A 15,818-nucleotide genomic window follows, 5' to 3' on the forward strand; every position below is an offset into this window, starting at 1 on the left:
GGGCATCACCGCAAGAAACCGGAAAACGCGCCGCCTCGACGGCGCGTTTTTTGTTGCGCGCCCCGCCCCTGCGCCGGAACAATCCCCGCCCGTGGAAGGTTTATCCTGCAAGTTCGGACAGAAGAGGATGCGAGATGAGCGACCGTGACGAGTTCACCCCCCAAACCGAAGCCGATCGGACCAGCCAGACCCGCTTCGGTCCGCGTCCGGTCCCCAAGGGCCACATCCCGCACGGGCAGCGCCACGAATCGCGCCGGGTCATCCCGCATGGCGAAGTGTCGCCCGACGGTAAACGCGCCTGGCCGCGGCCCTCGCTGACGGCGCGGCTGATCGTCTGGGGCGGGACCGGCATCGCGGTCGCCGCCGCGACGGCGGGCACGGTGCTGGCGATGCGCCATGTCGTCGATCTGATCGCGGGCGAACCCGGACCGAAGCCGCACCGCCGCAAGGACCCGCAACCCGTCGCCCCACGCCCGCAGCCCGCGCCGCGCCGCAAGCCGCCGCAGCCGCATCTGATGGATGAGATCGAGGAAAACACCCGCCGCCTGACCGGGACCGTCGATGGCGTCGTCGGCTCGCTGGGTTCCGCGGTCGCCGGGTTTCGCAGCGTCGCCTCGCAAGCCGCAAGCATCGCGCGAGAGTTCGGCGATACCGCCGAACTGGTTCGCGGCCTGCTGAACCGCCGCGCGGAACCCCGGCAGCCCGAACCCCGACACCGCGACGACGCACCGGACGCCGATACCGACCGATTTCACCGCCTTTAGCCGGACGGGGCCGCGACCCATGCAAGCAATCCGCAGCGATGCGCAACAGGGCGCGCGCATGCGCATGCGCCACCTGCGCTGGCGCGATTGGTGGCATATCCTGCGCGGCGTGGTGGGGCAGTTCAGCCAGGATCGCGTGCTGTCGGTGGCGGGCGGCGTCACCTTTTTCGTGCTGCTGGCGCTGGTGCCGGTGCTGACGACCTTCGTTTCGATCTATGGCCTTTTCGCGGACCCCCAGACCATCAGCCAGCATATCGAGATGCTCGCCCGCTTCCTGCCCGGCGATGTCGTGGGCATCGTGCAGGGGCAGATCCGGCATATCACCGCGACCTCCAGCGCGACCCTGTCGGCGACGGGCATCCTGGCGGCGCTGATGGCGCTTTATTCCGCGACCGGGGGCATGAAGGCGATGATCGAATCGCTGAACCTGGCCTGGTATCAGCGCGAAACGCGCGGCCTGATCCACCTGAACCTGATCGGGCTGGCCTTTACCCTTGGCGCGATCTTCCTGGTGCTGACGACGCTTGGCGTCATCACGCTACTGCCCGCCGTCACCCGCTGGCTGCATTTCCCGCCCGAATTGCAAAGCCTGATCGCCCTTGCCCGCTGGCCCGTGCTGCTGGCCGCGCTGACCGTCGCCATCGCCATGCTTTACCGATGGGCGCCCGCCAGCCGGAACGGCAAGCGCCCGCGCGCGATCCCCGGCGCCTTCGTGGCGTCAGTGGCGCTGGTCGCCGCCTCGATCGGGTTTTCGTGGTATGTCGCCAATATCGCCGAATACAACCGGACCTATGGCTCGCTCGGCGCAATCGTGGTGACGATGATGTGGCTGTGGATCGCCTCGATCATCATCATGCTGGGGGCCGAGCTCAATTCCGAAGTGGACAGGTATCTGCGCCGCAAGAACGACGGCGCGGAGTGAAAAAGGGCCGCCCCGGCGGGCGGCCCTTTCGGCGGGACGATCAGATTTCGTCCAGCGCCTCGATGGCTTTTTCCAGTTCTTCCTTGGTCACGGTCTTTTCGGTGACCTTGGCGCCCTCGACGATGTGGTCCACGACCTTGTCTTCGAAGATCGGGGCGCGCAACTGCTGTTGGGCCTGCTGGTTCTGCTGGACGAATTCGAAGAAGGCACGTTCCTGACCGGGGAACTGGCGGGCCTGGCGCAGCACGGCCTGCGTCATTTCCTGGTCCGAGACGCTGACCTCGGCCTTCTGGCCGATCTCGGCAAGCAGCAGGCCAAGACGGACGCGGCGCTCGGCCAGCTTCTTGTGTTCGTCGGTCGGTTCGATGTGGTCGTGGTTGTGATCCTGCACATCGGGGTTTTCTTCGTGCCAAAGCTGATGGGCGATCTGCGCCGCCTCGGCATCGACCAGCGCTTCAGGCAGGTCGAAGCTGACGATTTCGTCCAGCTTGTCCAGCAGCGCGCGCTTGAGGATCTGGCGCGACGCACCCTGATACTCGGCCTCGAGCCGCTCGGTGATCTGCGTCTTCAGCGCGTCCAGATCCTCGGCGCCGAATTTCTTGGCCAGCTCGTCGTCGATCTCGGCCTTCTTGGGCGCCTTGACGGCCTTCACCGTGGTTTCGAAAACGGCGTCCTTGCCGGCCAGGTTCGGTGCGCCATATTCCTCGGGGAACTTGACCTTGACCTCGACCGCATCGCCGACCTTGGCGCCGACAAGCTGATCCTCAAAGCCGGGGATGAAGCTGCCCGAGCCAAGGACCAGCGGATAATCCTCGGCGGTGCCGCCCTCGAACGCCTCGCCATCGACCATGCCCTTGAAGTCGATCACGACCTGATCGCCGTCGGCGGCCTTGGCGCCTTTTTTCTTGTCGTCGAAAGACTTGGCGTTGTCGGCCAGGTTTTCCAGCGCCTCGGTCACGGCGGCCTCTTCCGCCTTCACCACCAGACGCTCAAGCTCGATGCCGGAAAGGTCGGTCTCGGGGATCGCAGGCAGCGCCTCATACGTGACATCGACGACGACATCGTCGCCCTCTTTCCAGCCTTCGCCGTTTTCCATCTCGATCTTGGGCTGCAAGGCCGGGCGGTCGCCGCTTTTTTCCAGATGCTCGCGCAGGGCTGTGTCGATCGCCTCTTGCATGGCATCGCCGAGGACGCGGGGGCCGAACTGCTTTTTCAGCAGCGCCATCGGCACCTTGCCCTTGCGGAAGCCCTTCATTTCGACTTCAGGCTGGGCCTCTTTCAGCTTGGCATCGACCTTGGCGGCCAGTTCGTCGGCCGTCAGGGTGAATTTGTAGCCGCGCTTCAGCCCTTCGTTCTGGGTTTCCGTGACCTGCATCTGTGTTCCTTCATCCATCATGGTGCGGCCCAAGGGGCCTGACCCCCAACGCCATGCGACGCCAAGGCCCGGCCCACGCCAGCCCTGCCGCTGTCAGCGCGTTAGCTATGGGATTTTGCGGGCCATAGCAAGAACCAAGGACCGAATCCGCCCCCGGAAACGCAGGTTTCCCGGCGGATCGCCGCCCCCGGCGGCCTAGTTTGCCGTGACGATGAATTCGACGCGCCGGTTCTGCTGGCGGCCCTCGGGATCGTCCGAACCGTCGGGATGCTGGTTCGGGGCCACCGGCTCGGCCTCGCCCCGCCCTTCGGTGGTCATCGCATCCGCGCGCACGTCATGCCCGGCCAGCCAGTCGCGGACCGCATCGGCACGCCGCTCCGACAGGGCCTGGTTGTAATCGTCCGCGCCCTTGGAATCGGTATGGCCAAGGATCAGGATGGCATTGCCGTCCAGCGCGGCGAAGGCCGTCGCCAGCCGTTCCAGCACGGGTTCGGCATCGGGGCGGATGTCGGATTTGTCGAAATCGAACAATACGTCTCCGGGCAGCGTGACCAGCAGGCGCGAATCCTGCGGGGCGGCGCCGAAATCGGACAGGATTTCCAGCGTCTGCTCTTGCAGTTCGGGGTCGATCTCGATCTGGCCGAAGCTGGAGCCGGTCTCGGTCGGGCCGAAGCTGCCGCCCTCGTCCAGCGGCTCGAAACGCGAAGGCGGCAGGTCGAAGGGGGCGAAGGTCGACGGCGGGCCGTCCTCGGCGGTCATATCCGGGAACGGGATAGGCGGGGGGATTTCGGCAACCGGAGCCTGCGGGATTTCAGGCACGCGAATGTCGGGCACAGCTATCTCGGGCACGCGGATTTCGGGAACCTGGATCTCGGGGATCGCCGGAGGCGTTGGCGGCGCAGGCACGTTCTGCGCCATCGCCACCACGGGCAGCGCCAGCAACAAGGCCAGGATTCGGGCGCGCATCACTCGGCCAGTTCCAGCGGCAGGTTGATGCCCGGCGCGCGGGGATGGTCGAACCTGAAACCGGGGTTGAAGACCAGTTCCACCTGCTGGACACCGGCGGGGATGACGCCGGGGAAGATCAGTTCGCCCTGCATGGTCTGGCCGTTCTCGATCGTCAACTGGGGGTTTTCGGCGACGCGGCGCAGATAAATACGCTCCTGTTCTTCGGGTCCCCAGGAAATATAGGCGTTCTGGTTTCCATTCAGATCGGCCGAGAGACGGCTGGCGCGACCGTCGAAGCTGGCGATCAGGTCGACCTTTGTCAGGCTGTCCCCGACCGTCAGCGACCGGACCTGCACCGTCAGGCCCACCGGCGCGCTGATCTGGCCCGAGGCGGTCTCGTAAACCCGGTCCTGCGCCACGGCGGCCGAAGAAATGATCGAGAAAAGAATCGCGAATGCGTAACGGAACATGAATATGATCTCCGGCGAGGGTGGGGCAACCGTCGCCCCTGCACCGCGCCAGAATAGGACCCGCCGCGCAAATATTAAGCGAGCATCTGAAAACATGGCAGATTTTCGCCGAAAACCTGCGCTCAGTGCGCCTGCGCCCAGTTGTCGCCCTGCCCCGCGTCCACCACCAGCGGAACCGCCAGACGGACCGCGGGATCGGGGGCGTTCTCCATCACCTGGCGCGCGACGGCGATCAGCTCGTCCACGGCGGATTCCTCGGCCTCGAACACCAGTTCGTCATGGACCTGCAACAGCATCCTGACGGGCAGGCCGCGAATCGCCTGCGGCATGCGGATCATGGCGCGGCGGATGATGTCGGCGGCTGCGCCCTGGATGGGGGCGTTGATCGCCTGCCGCCGCGCACCGCCCGCCGCCGGTCCCTTGTCGTTGATCGTGGGTGTCAGGATGCGGCGCCCGAACAGCGTGCGGACATGGCCGTTTTCCCTGGCATCGGCCACGGTGCGGTCCATATAGGCGCGGATTTCCGGGAATCGCTGGAAATAGGTGTCGATGAAGGCCTGCGCCTCGGCGCGCGGAATGCGCAGGTTGCGGGCAAGGCCGAAGCCCGAGATGCCGTAGATCACGCCGAAGTTGATCGCCTTGGCGCGGCGGCGGATCATCGGATCCATGCCCTCGACCGGGACGCCGAACATCTGGCTGGCGGTCATGGCGTGAATGTCGATCCCGTCGCGAAACGCCTGTTTCAGCGCGGGAATATCGGCGACATGGGCCAGGATGCGCAGCTCGATCTGGCTGTAGTCCAGGCTGACCAGCCTGTGGCCCGGTGCCGCCACGAAAGCCTCGCGGATGCGGCGGCCCTCATCGGTGCGCACGGGGATGTTTTGCAGGTTCGGCTCGGTCGAGGCCAGCCGCCCGGTCTGCGCCCCGGTGATCGAATAGCTGGTGTGGACCCGCCCCGTATCGGGATCGACATGGGTTTGCAGCGCGTCGGTATAGGTCGATTTCAGCTTGGCGATCTGGCGCCAGTCCAGCACGCGGGCGGGCAGGTCGTGGCCCTCGGCGGCAAGGTCCTCAAGCACATCGGCGCTGGTGGAAAAGGCGCCGGTCTTGCCCTGCTTGCCGCCGGCGAGGCCCATCCTGCCAAACAGGATCTCACCCAACTGCTTGGGGCTGCCGACGTTGAAACGCTCGCCCGCAAGCTGATGTATTTCGTCCTCAAGCTGCGCCATCTTCTGCGCGAAGGCGTTGGACATGCGCGCCAGGTGGCCGGTATCGACGGAAATCCCCGCCATCTCCATATCCGCCAGAACCGGGATCATGGGCAGTTCCAGCGTGCGATAGGGCGTCGTCACGCGGTTGGGCGACAACTGCCCGCGCAGGCGGTGCCACAGATGCCAGGTGACTTCGGCATCCTCGGCAGCGTAGCGCGCGGCCTTGTCGATCTCGACCTGGGCAAAGGATATCTGCGACTTGCCCGAACCGATCAGTTCCTTGATCGGGATGCAGCGGTGGCCCAGGTGACGCTCGGCCAACTCGTCCATGCCGTGCCCGCCGTCGCCTGCCGACAGCGCAAAGGACATCAGCATCGTATCCTCGACCGGGTGCATGCGGATCGGGCGGCCCAGCAGGCTCTGGCCGTGGCGGGCGAATATCTTCCAGTCGTATTTGACGTTCTGCCCGATCTTCAGCGTCGCGTCGTTCTCCAGCATCGGTGCCAGCAGGCCAAGCGCCTCGGCGGGGTCCATCTGCCCCGCGACCCGCTCGACCGAGCCGAACAGGTCCGCCGACCCCTCGACATGGCCAAGCGGCAGATAGGCCGCCCGCCCCGGCCCCGTGCAAAGCGAAACGCCGACCAGTTCCGCCCGCATCTCGTCAAGCGAGGTCGTCTCGGTGTCGATGGCGACCGCGCCAAGCGTGGCGATCTCGTCCAGCCATTCCTTCAGCGTGGCGGCGTCGCGGATGGTGACATAGCCCTGATGGTCGATGCGCGGGGGGGTGTCGTCGGCGGTGTCCTGGGCCACGGGCTGGGCGGGAATGGCGATCACCGGCGCCTCGACCTTGAAACGGCCGGCGACGCGATTCGACAGGGTGCGGAACTCCATCCGCGACAGGAAATCCAGCAGGGGTTCGGGATCGGCGTCGCGGACCTCAAGGCTTTCCAGCGTGAAATCCAGAGGGGTTTCGCAATCCAGCTCGACCAGCCGGCGCGAAATGCGGATCTGCTCGGCATGGTCGATCAGGGTCTGGCGGCGCTTGGGCTGCTTGATCTCGGCCGCGCGGGCCAGAAGCTGCTCAAGATCGCCGTATTCGTTGATCAGCAGGGCGGCGGTCTTGATCCCGATGCCCGGCGCGCCCGGCACGTTGTCGATGGAATCGCCTGCCAGCGCCTGCACGTCGACGACGCGATCCGGCCCGACGCCGAATTTCTCGCGCACCTCGTCGGGGCCCATCGCCTTGCCCTTGATCGGGTCCATCATCTCGACGCCACCGCCCAGAAGCTGCATCAGGTCCTTGTCCGAACTGATGATCGTCACCCGCCCGCCCGCGTCCCGCGCATGGCAGGCCAGCGTGGCGATGATGTCGTCGGCCTCGTAATCCTGCACCTCGATGCACGGGATGTTGAAGGCCCGCGTCGCCTCGCGCGTCAGGGGGAACTGGGGCTTGAGATCCTCGGGCAGGTCGGGGCGGTTGGCCTTGTAGAGCGGATAGATCTCGTTGCGGAAGGTCTTCGAGGAATGATCGAAGATCACCGCCGCATGGGTCGGCGCATCCGAGCCGCCGGCGTCCTGGATGTATTTCCAGATCATGTTGCAGAAACCCGCGACCGCCCCGATGGGCAACCCGTCGGATTTGCGCGTCAGCGGCGGCAGCGCGTGATAGGCGCGGAAGATGAAGGCCGATCCGTCGATCAGGTGAAGGTGATGGCCCTTGCCGAAACTCATCTGACGCTCCTTAATCTCGCGAATCTCGCCCTGTTTTGACAGAAACCGGGCGCGGGGCAAAGGGCCGTGCGGCCCGGCGGCGAAACCGTGGCCGAAGGCCGCGGCGCATCGACGGCCCCCTCGATGGGGGGCGGCGATGCGACCTGCCTGGACGGACCGCCGTCGGGCGTCAGTGACCCGCCTGCGCGTGATCGCGGTCGATGACGAAACGCTTGTCGCAATAGGGGCACTCGACCCAACCCTGTTCGGGCGGGATGACCAGCCAGACCCTGGGATGGCCCACTGCCAGGCTTTCGTCGCCTTCACAGGCGACCTTCCAGGTGGTGACTGTCTGGGTCTCGGGTGCCGGAATGGTCATGGAGGTTCCTTGAGCTTTGACGCGAAACGGGGTTTAACCGGCCCCGATATTAGCCACAGCCAAGCCGCGATGCCAGACCCTCGACAGCCAAACGCCATCCAGATCACCGGTCTTTCCAAGACCTACGCCGCCAGCGGCACCAGCCCGGCCAAACATGCGCTGAAGGGGCTGGACCTGTCGATCCCGGCGGGCAGCATCTTCGGCCTGCTGGGACCGAACGGGGCGGGCAAATCGACGACGATCAACATCCTTGCCGGGCTGGTGCGCAAGTCGGCGGGCCGCGTTCTCATCCACGGCTTCGACCAGGACCGCAATCCCCGCCAGGCGCGCGCGGCGATCGGCGTGATGCCGCAGGAACTGAACATGGACCCGTTCTTCACCCCCCGCGCCAGCCTCGAGGTGCAGGCGGGTCTTTACGGCGTCCCCAGGTCCGAACGCTGGACCGACGAATTGCTGGAACTGGTCGGGTTGACCGAGCAGGCCGAAAGCTATGCCCGCAGCCTGTCGGGCGGGATGAAGCGGCGCCTGCTGCTGGCCAAGGCGCTGGTCCACCGCCCGCGCATCCTGGTGCTGGACGAACCCACCGCGGGCGTCGACATCGCCCTGCGCGAAATGCTTTGGTCCAACGTCCGCAAGCTGAACCGCCAGGGCATGACGATCATCCTGACCACCCATTACCTGGAAGAGGCGGAAGAGATGTGCGACCGCATCGCCATCATCGACCGCGGCCAGTTGGTCCTGTGCGACGACACCCGCCGGATCCTGGAACAGGCCGACGCCAAGACGCTGGTGATGGACACCGGCGGCATGGCCGCGATCCCGGCGCTGCCCGACCATGTCCGTGCCGCGCGGCGCGAGGACGGGCGGCTGGCGGTGTCCTACCCCCCTTCGCGCATCCGTGCCGACGCGATCATCGACGCGCTGCGGGGGGCCGGCCTGCCGATCAACGACATCGCCAGCGAAACCCCTGACCTCGAGGATGTGTTCCTGTCGATGACCGGCCAGCGGCCTGCCGCCGGATCGGCCTGACGCGGGCGCCCTATTCGGGCAGCATCCGGCCAAGGACGCGCCCGCCCAGGATATGCATGTGGAAATGCGGCACCTCCTGCACGCCGTGTTCGCCGGTATTGGCGACCGCGCGAAAGCCCGCCCCGGCGTCGATCGAGACGCCCTCGTCCCGCGACACCTTCGCGACGGTGCGCATGAAATCGACCAGTTCGGCATCCGAGGCATTGGCGGCGAAATCGTCCAGGCTGACATAGGGACCCTTGGGGATCACCAGCAGGTGGACCGGGGCCTGCGGGCGAATGTCGCGAAAGACCAGCGTATGTTCGGTCTCGGTCACCGTATCGTTGGGAATTTCCCCGCGCAGGATGCGGGCAAAGATGTTCTGGTCGTCGTATTCGGGCATTTCGTCCTCATGTCCTCTCAGTCGCTGAACAGATGTTCCGTCGCCGCCAGATCATGGGCGACATCGGGCGCGATATCCAGAAACTTCGCAAGTTCCCCGGCATTGGCGGCCATGTCGCGGGCGGGCGAAATGACATGGAACCGCGCGAATTCCATGTCGCGCAGGCGCTCGGCCTCATAAAGCAGGTCGCGCCGGACGGTGGGCAGCAACCGCTCGACCACCTCGGGATCGACATTGCGGCCCGCCAGTCCGACACGCTCGATATGGCCGCGCAGATAGTCGTCGTCGAAGAGCGATTCGATCAGCAGCAGCCGGGTATCGGCCTTGTCGCCCAGGAAATCCTGGATCAGGTCCAGCGCGGAAGGATCGAGGCAGATCACCAGCCGGTTTTGCCCGAATTGCGCGAACAGCAGCCGCAGCAGCGCGCGGCGGTGGCGCTGGCGTTTCTCGACCGTCTTTTCCACGCCGCCAAGGTCGGGCAGATGGGCCTCGTCCTCGTTGAACAGGTAATCGACGGCGGGAATGTCAGTGTGCTGGCGGATCGCCTCGGTCAGGCGCTTGGCGATATGCCATTTCTTCGACACCACCAGCAGCAACGAGTTGTTGCGCCCCAGCGAACCCTCGGTTTCCCAGAAGCGCGGCGCGAAACGGCGGCCCACGCGCCCGCGCCCGGTCAGGAAACGGAAAAGCCCCGTCGCCTCGTTCGAGGTCGGGAAATGCACCCCCTCGGCCGTCCACAGCTCGCCAAGCCGGGCGCGCAGTTCCAGCGCCTCGGGGCTGATCTTGCGGGCGAACAGGTAGTCCTGGCGCAAGAGCAGGTCATACTGGTCGTTGTAGAAGGTGACCGGCATCCCGTAATCGGTGAAGATCAGATAGGTCAGCGTCCGCGCCCTGATCTCGTTTCGCGGCACCAGATGGGGCACCAGCGTCTGGAAGAAGGTCTCGTCCGGGATCCAGGTCGTCGCGAAAAAGCGCAGCACGTCGCGGCGGGCATCGCAGAACTCCAGCACCTTCTCGACGGTCTGGCGGCGCAGGCACCACCATTGCGAACCGATCATCACCCGGATGTCGGCGGGCACCTTCCGCGTCAGCCCCAGCCTCTGCTGGATCGTCAGCGAGGCATAGTAGAGCCGCGTCTGCGTTCGTTCGTTGAACCAGAAGCGATAGATCAGCCGTTCTTCCTTCAGCCCGGTCTTGATCCAGTCCGAAGTCAGGAAGTCGAAGTTCTCGATATAATCGCAATCCTCGGCATCCAGGAAGCCATGCGCATATTCGGCGGACTTGATGGGCATGCAGTCACCCGACAGCATGTAGAAATGCGAAGCGGTGGGAAAGGCCGCGACGGCGGCCCGCACCGCCTCGAGCGTGGCGGCGACCAGCGACCATTCGCCCCAGCCGCATTTGTGCCGCCGCTGCGCGAAGGTGACGGAAGGATTGTCGTTCAGCGCCGCGCGAATCGCGGCATGGGCCGTGGGGTCCGCGCGGCCATCGAAATGGATCGAGACGAAATCGCCCGAGGCGGTCAGCCGACGCGCCTGCGCGATCACGCCCGGCGCATCCTTGTGGCACAACAGGATGAATGCGATCTTCGCCATGATGGCCAAATACCAATCAACAACACTGACTTCAGCGGAAAACCGGCCGCTGTTCCGGCTGCCATTTGCATTTTGTGTCTAACGATTTTAGCAGGTAGGGCAAGCCGGGCGGATATCAGCCGGCATGTTGTAGCGAGTAAGAGGGACAGGACATGGGATTTCCGGGCACATGGATGACGGAAAGCGAAAGCATGGTCTATCGGGTGGTTCCGAAATGCGCATGTTCGTCCATCGGACAGATCATGTTCCATTCGGATCATGGCCGGTATTTCGACGGCGATATCCACGATTCGACGGCGGGCCTGCACAAATGGGCGCAGGAACACAGCCAGCAAGCGATCGAGCGGCGCGTGCTGGCGGGCGATGCCGTCACCTTCACCTGCGTGCGCAACCCCTATGCGCGCATCCTGTCGTCCTTCTTCGACAAGATCGCGGGCATCCAGCGTAACGGGCGCAGGTATCGGGGCAACCTGGTCCCCCAACTGATCCAGCGATACGGCATCGACGTCGGCAACCCCGAAAACGGGTTCGAGTTCGACCAGATCCGCAGCTTCCGCCGGTTCCTGCTGTTCGCGCGCGACACCATCCGCTGGCGCCGCCCGATGGAGCCGGACATCCACTGGTCGGCCATGTCGGGCCATATCGCCACCTTCATCGTGAACGGCGGGCGCTACGACCAGATCTTTTTCACCGAAAGGTTCAACGAGGGCATGCAGCGCGTCCTGGACGCCGCCCCCACCCCGGTCAAGCTCGATGTCGAGGACGTCCCGCGCTTCAACGAATCGGAAGGCCACGGGCCGAAACGCCTGCACAAGGTCAGCGAATATTTCGACGACCTGTCGCGCCATCTGATGTGGGAGGTCTACAAGAAGGACTTCCAGCTTTTCCGCTACGATTTCGACGATCCCGACAACAAGATGCCCAAGGGCGAGGTCGATATCGCCGAGGTCCACGCCAAGCTGGGCCGCTAGGACGGGGCATCAGGGCCACAGTGCCGCCGAAATATGCGCTTTTGCCTTGCCGGCGGCGCATATTCCGCTTGCGCCATGCGGGAATCCGGCTATGTTCGCGCCTTCATTCGATCGGCGGGGCGGTCCCGGATCGTGGCCCCTTTCGACTTGCGGCCACGCTCTGTCTGGCCTATTGCCTCGCATCGACACGAAACGCATCACACGGGGCCGCGCAAAGGCGACGGTCCCCCGAACCACCCGAGGTTGAGACATGGCCGTCCCTCAGAACCGAGTTACCCGTTCGCGCCGCAACATGCGCCGTTCGCATGATGCGCTGGTTGCGGGCAACCCCAACGAATGCACCAACTGCGGCGAGTTGAAGCGCCCGCATCACGTCTGCCCGTCCTGCGGCCACTACGGCGACCGCGAAATCGTTGCGCAGGCGAACGAAGTCGATCTGGACGACGACGCAGCCTGAGCGGACAGACCGCGGATATGTCTTCAGCCGCCTCCACCAATTCACCGCGCGCAGCCGAAAGCGGCAGCAGCGTGGTGATTTCGGTTGACGCCATGGGGGGCGACCGCGGCCCCGCCGTGGTCGTCGCGGGCATGGCGAAAAGCGCCGGGAAGAATCCCGACGTCCGCTTTGTCGTTCACGGACCCCGGGACGAACTGAACCGGCTGATCGCACGCCACAAGGTGCTGGCGGACCGCTGCACCGTCCGCGACGCGGCGGGCGTCGTGACGATGCATGACAAGCCAAGCCAGGTCGTGCGCAACGGCGAAGGCACCAGCATGTGGTCCGCCATCGAATCGGTCCGCACGGGCGAGGCGACGGTGACCGTTTCCTGCGGCAATACCGGCGCGCTGATGGCGCTTTCGATGATTCGCCTGCGCAAGCTGCCCGGCGTGAACCGCCCCGCCATCGCCTGCCTCTGGCCGTCGCGCAATCCGCAGGGCTTCAACATCATGCTGGACGTGGGCGCGGATGTGCGCGCCGATGCGCCGGACCTGCTGCAATATGCGCTGATGGGCGCCTCTTACGCGCGCAACGGGCTTGGCGTCGAACATCCCCGCATCGGGCTGATGAATGTCGGGACCGAGGAACACAAGGGCAAGGCCGAACTGAAGCTGGCGCAGGAAATGATCGCCCGCGCCGCCGAAAGCGGCGGGCATTTCGACTATATCGGCTTTGTCGAGGGGGGCGATCTGGCCTCGTCCAAGGTCGACGTGATCGTCATGGACGGGTTTACCGGCAATATCGCGCTGAAGACCGGCGAAGGCACCGCCAAGCTGGTGGGCGGGTTCATGCGCGACGCCTTCAACAACTCGATCCTGTCCAGGTTCGCCGCATTGCTGGCGATGACCTCGCTCAAGCGGCTGCAAAAGCGGATCGACCCGCGCCGGGTGAACGGCGGCGTTTTCCTGGGACTGAACGGAACGGTCGTGAAATCGCATGGTGCAGCCGATGCGACCGGGGTTTCCGCCGCGATCAAGCTGGCGTTTCGACTTGCACAATCCGGCTTTCAGGACAGACTGGCGGCTCGGGTCGCCCAATCGCAAGCGGCGATCGCAAACGAATCGCAAAAGGACGCCACGCCGGGCGACAGCGACACCGGCGTAGCCAAGGAGAGCTGATGACACGTCGGGCAGTGGTCAGGGGCACAGGTCACTACCTGCCCGAGAGGATCGTCGACAACAAGCATTTCGAGCAGATGCTGGACACCACGGACGAATGGATCCGCACCCGCACCGGGATCGAGCGGCGCCATTTCGCCGAGGACGGCCAGACGACCAGCGACCTGGGCATGCGCGCCGCGCAGGCCGCGCTGGACAAGGCCGGGCTGAGCGCCGCCGACATCGACGCGGTGATCGTCGCGACCTCGACCCCCGACCTGACATTCCCCTCGGTCGCGACGATGATCCAGTCGGGGCTGGGGATACAGCGCGGCTTTGCCTATGACGTGCAGGCGGTCTGCGCGGGCTTCGTCTATGCGCTGGCCAATGCCGATGCGATGCTGCGCGCGGGCCTGGCCGACCGCTTGCTGGTGATCGGGACCGAAACCTTCAGCCGGATCATGGACTGGACCGACCGCTCGACCTGCGTGCTTTTCGGCGACGGCGCCGGTGCGGTCGTGCTTGAGGCAGCCGAGGGCAAGGGCGACAATACCGACCGCGGCATCCTTGCGCTGGACCTGAACAGCGACGGGCGCTATCGCGATCTGCTTTATGTCGATGGCGGCGTCGCCTCGACCGGGACGGCGGGGCACCTGCGCATGCAGGGCAACCTGGTCTTCCGCCACGCGGTCGAAAAGCTGGCCGCGACCGCCCATCTTGCGTTGGACAAGGCCGGGCTTTCGCCCGAGCAGGTCGATTGGCTGGTTCCCCATCAGGCCAACCTGCGCATCATCGAGGCCACCGCCCGCCGCATGGGCCTGCCGATGGAAAAGGTCGTGCTGACGGTCGCCGATCACGGCAATACCTCGGCGGCTTCGATCCCGCTGGCGCTGTCGGTGGCCGACAGCCGGGGACAGTTCAAGCCGGGCGATGTGCTGGTGGCCGAGGCGATCGGCGGCGGCCTGGCCTGGGGCAGCGTCGTCCTGCGCTGGTAAGCCCTTATTTCAACTGCGAATCCTTGGACCCGCGGCGGTTGACGCCGCCCCGGTCGCGATAGGAACGGTCCTGTTCCTGCTGGCATTCCACGCATAGCCGCACGCCGGGCACGGCCTTCTGCCGCGCCTCGGGGATAGGCTCGCCGCAATCCTCGCATTCGGCGCGGCTGGGACCGCGCGGGGCAAGGTTTTGCGCCCGCATCCGGGCCAGTTCGTCCGAGACCGAAGCCTCGATCTGTTCGTTCACGGCGCCGTCGCGCGCCCACCCTCCTGCCATGGCGATACCTCTCAACCTGACCGCTGATTCAGATAGGATAACGCGGGCGGAATTCAAATCGATTCCAAAGGCTGAGACGCAGCCGGCGTCATTTCGCTGGCAACCCGTGGAAAAGGGGAACAAATTCACAATGCAGGTTGTTGACTTGCAGCATCGAAACGACCATCCTGCCCACGAAAAGAAAGGTTGAGGCAATGAGCGACTCCACCCTGACTCGCATGGATCTGGCTGAAGCAGTGTTTCGAGAGGTGGGGCTGTCCCGCCACGAATCGGCGCAGCTGGTCGAAAGTGTCCTGACCCATATCTCGGACGCGCTGGTCCGGGGCGAACAGGTCAAGATCTCGTCCTTCGGCACGTTTTCGGTTCGCGACAAGAACGAACGAATCGGCCGAAACCCAAAAACCGGCGAAGAAGTGCCGATCACACCGCGGCGCGTCCTGTCCTTCCGCCCCTCGCATCTGATGAAGGACCGGGTCGCAGCGGGCAACAAACGCTAAGGTGCCATGAGCAAATCCCCCGACGCCTTTCGTTCCATCGGAGAGGTTTCCCGCCTTGTCGGGGTCGCACCCCACGTCCTGCGCTATTGGGAGGCGCAGTTTACCCAACTGTCCCCGGTCAAGCGCGCGGACGGCAGGCGCTATTACCGCCCCGACGATGTGCGGCTGGTCGCGGGCCTGTGTCAGGTGCTGCGCGAGGACGGGCTGAGCATCCGCGGCGCCAAGCGCCTGATCGCCTCGGATCGCGGGGCGGGCCTGCGCGAGATCGGGGCCGCAAGGCTGGGTGAAACACCTGCCGAGGACGCCCCGCCCGCCGTTCGACTGGTGCGCCCCGCACCCGGTCAACGCCCCCCCGCCGCGAAAACCGAACCGGCCCGGCCACGCCCGGCGGCGAAGAAGCCGCGCCCCGCCCCTGCCGAACCGCTGCCGCTGTTTTCGGGGATCGACCGGGTTCAACCTGCCGACTGGCTGGACCGGCTGGTCACCGCCGCCGTGCGTCTGCGCACCGTCGCCCCACCCGCCCCGGCCGAATTGGGCGCGTTGCGCGACCGCCTTTCGGCGCTGCGTTAATTCGTTCTGGAAATGCGAAAATACCTGCTTGCACCCCCTTGTGCTAAGGGGCGGCTTCGCTCTATATGGCCAGCGTCGGGCCGTGGCGCAGCCTGGTTAGCGCGTCCGTCTGGGGGGCGGAAGGCCG

The 15,818-nt window shown here is 65.4% G+C and carries 17 protein-coding genes; 9 read left to right on the forward strand and 8 right to left on the reverse strand.

All coding sequences use genetic code 11. The features are described from left to right. Positions 1-134 precede the first annotated feature (134 nt). Positions 135-764 carry a hypothetical protein gene (locus Q0O97_RS05030; RefSeq protein WP_294925847.1) on the forward strand — a complete coding sequence of 210 codons (630 nt, stop codon included), beginning with the start codon at positions 135-137 and terminating at the stop codon, positions 762-764. 19 nt (positions 765-783) lie between these two features. Then, positions 784-1,686, forward strand: coding sequence for a YihY/virulence factor BrkB family protein (locus Q0O97_RS05035; RefSeq protein WP_294925849.1), 903 nt, complete (start codon positions 784-786; stop codon positions 1,684-1,686). Positions 1,687-1,726: 40 nt separating this feature from the next. Here the strand turns inward: Q0O97_RS05035 and tig are convergent, their stop codons facing one another. From tig to Q0O97_RS05060, 5 genes are all read right to left on the reverse strand, one after another. Then, positions 1,727-3,061: a trigger factor gene (tig, locus tag Q0O97_RS05040; protein ID WP_294925851.1), complete on the reverse strand. Its 1,335-nt coding sequence runs from the start codon at positions 3,059-3,061 to the stop codon at positions 1,727-1,729. A gap of 195 nt (positions 3,062-3,256) precedes the next feature. Next, positions 3,257-4,027: an OmpA family protein gene (locus Q0O97_RS05045; protein ID WP_294925853.1), complete on the reverse strand. Its 771-nt coding sequence runs from the start codon at positions 4,025-4,027 to the stop codon at positions 3,257-3,259. Further along, entirely contained in the window at positions 4,027-4,479 is a 453-nt protein-coding gene (locus tag Q0O97_RS05050; protein WP_294925855.1) for a hypothetical protein, read from the reverse strand. The genes Q0O97_RS05045 and Q0O97_RS05050 overlap by 1 nt, the downstream gene beginning before the upstream one ends. Positions 4,480-4,601: 122 nt before the next feature. Next, positions 4,602-7,421, reverse strand: a complete 2,820-nt coding sequence (gene polA, locus Q0O97_RS05055) for a DNA polymerase I (protein WP_294925857.1) — start codon at positions 7,419-7,421, stop codon at positions 4,602-4,604. Between the two features lie 169 nt (positions 7,422-7,590). Beyond that, positions 7,591-7,779 carry a zinc-finger domain-containing protein gene (locus Q0O97_RS05060; RefSeq protein WP_294925859.1) on the reverse strand — a complete coding sequence of 63 codons (189 nt, stop codon included), beginning with the start codon at positions 7,777-7,779 and terminating at the stop codon, positions 7,591-7,593. A 69-nt stretch (positions 7,780-7,848) separates the two neighbouring features. Here Q0O97_RS05060 and Q0O97_RS05065 point away from each other — a divergent pair, with 69 nt between their 5' ends. Beyond that, positions 7,849-8,808 (forward strand): ABC transporter ATP-binding protein, encoded by a 960-nt coding sequence (locus Q0O97_RS05065; protein WP_294925861.1) that lies wholly within the window; start codon positions 7,849-7,851, stop codon positions 8,806-8,808. A gap of 10 nt (positions 8,809-8,818) precedes the next feature. Here the strand turns inward: Q0O97_RS05065 and Q0O97_RS05070 are convergent, their stop codons facing one another. Together Q0O97_RS05070 and Q0O97_RS05075 are read right to left on the reverse strand one after the other, a co-directional pair. After that, positions 8,819-9,190, reverse strand: coding sequence for a histidine triad nucleotide-binding protein (locus Q0O97_RS05070; protein WP_294925863.1), 372 nt, complete (start codon positions 9,188-9,190; stop codon positions 8,819-8,821). A gap of 17 nt (positions 9,191-9,207) precedes the next feature. Continuing rightward, the gene (locus tag Q0O97_RS05075) at positions 9,208-10,785 is read right to left on the reverse strand and encodes a DUF5928 domain-containing protein (RefSeq protein WP_294925865.1); all 1,578 of its coding nucleotides are present in this window, start codon (positions 10,783-10,785) and stop codon (positions 9,208-9,210) included. 152 nt (positions 10,786-10,937) lie between these two features. Here Q0O97_RS05075 and Q0O97_RS05080 point away from each other — a divergent pair, with 152 nt between their 5' ends. The 4 genes from Q0O97_RS05080 to Q0O97_RS05095 all read left to right on the forward strand — a co-directional run bounded on the left by Q0O97_RS05080 (position 10,938) and on the right by Q0O97_RS05095 (position 14,347). After that, positions 10,938-11,756 (forward strand): sulfotransferase family protein, encoded by an 819-nt coding sequence (locus Q0O97_RS05080; RefSeq protein WP_294925867.1) that lies wholly within the window; start codon positions 10,938-10,940, stop codon positions 11,754-11,756. Positions 11,757-12,006: 250 nt separating this feature from the next. Further along, positions 12,007-12,213 carry a 50S ribosomal protein L32 gene (rpmF, locus tag Q0O97_RS05085; protein WP_294925869.1) on the forward strand — a complete coding sequence of 69 codons (207 nt, stop codon included), beginning with the start codon at positions 12,007-12,009 and terminating at the stop codon, positions 12,211-12,213. 17 nt (positions 12,214-12,230) lie between these two features. Then, entirely contained in the window at positions 12,231-13,373 is a 1,143-nt protein-coding gene (plsX, locus tag Q0O97_RS05090; RefSeq protein ID WP_294925872.1) for a phosphate acyltransferase PlsX, read from the forward strand. Beyond that, a complete protein-coding gene (locus Q0O97_RS05095) occupies positions 13,373-14,347 on the forward strand; it encodes a beta-ketoacyl-ACP synthase III (RefSeq protein ID WP_294925874.1) in 975 nt (324 codons plus the stop codon). Before plsX ends, Q0O97_RS05095 begins: the two co-directional genes overlap by 1 nt. Before the next feature lie 4 nt (positions 14,348-14,351). Here the strand turns inward: Q0O97_RS05095 and Q0O97_RS05100 are convergent, their stop codons facing one another. Beyond that, on the reverse strand, positions 14,352-14,624 hold the full coding sequence (locus Q0O97_RS05100; RefSeq protein WP_294925876.1) for a DksA/TraR family C4-type zinc finger protein: 273 nt from the start codon (positions 14,622-14,624) through the stop codon (positions 14,352-14,354). A gap of 194 nt (positions 14,625-14,818) precedes the next feature. On the opposite strand from Q0O97_RS05100, the gene ihfA reads away from it, so the two are divergent. Together ihfA and Q0O97_RS05110 are read left to right on the forward strand one after the other, a co-directional pair. Beyond that, positions 14,819-15,121, forward strand: a complete 303-nt coding sequence (gene ihfA / locus Q0O97_RS05105; protein WP_294925878.1) for an integration host factor subunit alpha — start codon at positions 14,819-14,821, stop codon at positions 15,119-15,121. Positions 15,122-15,127: 6 nt separating this feature from the next. After that, on the forward strand, positions 15,128-15,691 hold the full coding sequence (locus Q0O97_RS05110) for a MerR family transcriptional regulator (protein WP_294925880.1): 564 nt from the start codon (positions 15,128-15,130) through the stop codon (positions 15,689-15,691). The last annotated feature ends 127 nt before the right edge of the window (positions 15,692-15,818 follow it).

This window comes from uncultured Paracoccus sp. (assembly GCF_945915435.1).
Taxonomy (GTDB): domain Bacteria; phylum Pseudomonadota; class Alphaproteobacteria; order Rhodobacterales; family Rhodobacteraceae; genus Paracoccus.

Excerpts from the sequence above, each read along its gene's own strand:
- Q0O97_RS05030 (WP_294925847.1), top strand. The coding sequence starts at position 135 with ATGAGCGACCGTGACGAGTTCACCCCCCAAACCGAAGCCGATCGGACC.
- Q0O97_RS05035 (WP_294925849.1), top strand. The coding sequence starts at position 784 with ATGCAAGCAATCCGCAGCGATGCGCAACAGGGCGCGCGCATGCGCATG.
- tig (WP_294925851.1), bottom strand. The coding sequence starts at position 3,061 with ATGCAGGTCACGGAAACCCAGAACGAAGGGCTGAAGCGCGGCTACAAA.
- Q0O97_RS05045 (WP_294925853.1), bottom strand. The coding sequence starts at position 4,027 with ATGCGCGCCCGAATCCTGGCCTTGTTGCTGGCGCTGCCCGTGGTGGCG.
- Q0O97_RS05050 (WP_294925855.1), bottom strand. The coding sequence starts at position 4,479 with ATGTTCCGTTACGCATTCGCGATTCTTTTCTCGATCATTTCTTCGGCC.
- polA (WP_294925857.1), bottom strand. The coding sequence starts at position 7,421 with ATGAGTTTCGGCAAGGGCCATCACCTTCACCTGATCGACGGATCGGCC.
- Q0O97_RS05060 (WP_294925859.1), bottom strand. The coding sequence starts at position 7,779 with ATGACCATTCCGGCACCCGAGACCCAGACAGTCACCACCTGGAAGGTC.
- Q0O97_RS05065 (WP_294925861.1), top strand. The coding sequence starts at position 7,849 with ATGCCAGACCCTCGACAGCCAAACGCCATCCAGATCACCGGTCTTTCC.
- Q0O97_RS05070 (WP_294925863.1), bottom strand. The coding sequence starts at position 9,190 with ATGCCCGAATACGACGACCAGAACATCTTTGCCCGCATCCTGCGCGGG.
- Q0O97_RS05075 (WP_294925865.1), bottom strand. The coding sequence starts at position 10,785 with ATGGCGAAGATCGCATTCATCCTGTTGTGCCACAAGGATGCGCCGGGC.
- Q0O97_RS05080 (WP_294925867.1), top strand. The coding sequence starts at position 10,938 with ATGGGATTTCCGGGCACATGGATGACGGAAAGCGAAAGCATGGTCTAT.
- rpmF (WP_294925869.1), top strand. The coding sequence starts at position 12,007 with ATGGCCGTCCCTCAGAACCGAGTTACCCGTTCGCGCCGCAACATGCGC.
- plsX (WP_294925872.1), top strand. The coding sequence starts at position 12,231 with ATGTCTTCAGCCGCCTCCACCAATTCACCGCGCGCAGCCGAAAGCGGC.
- Q0O97_RS05095 (WP_294925874.1), top strand. The coding sequence starts at position 13,373 with ATGACACGTCGGGCAGTGGTCAGGGGCACAGGTCACTACCTGCCCGAG.
- Q0O97_RS05100 (WP_294925876.1), bottom strand. The coding sequence starts at position 14,624 with ATGGCAGGAGGGTGGGCGCGCGACGGCGCCGTGAACGAACAGATCGAG.
- ihfA (WP_294925878.1), top strand. The coding sequence starts at position 14,819 with ATGAGCGACTCCACCCTGACTCGCATGGATCTGGCTGAAGCAGTGTTT.
- Q0O97_RS05110 (WP_294925880.1), top strand. The coding sequence starts at position 15,128 with ATGAGCAAATCCCCCGACGCCTTTCGTTCCATCGGAGAGGTTTCCCGC.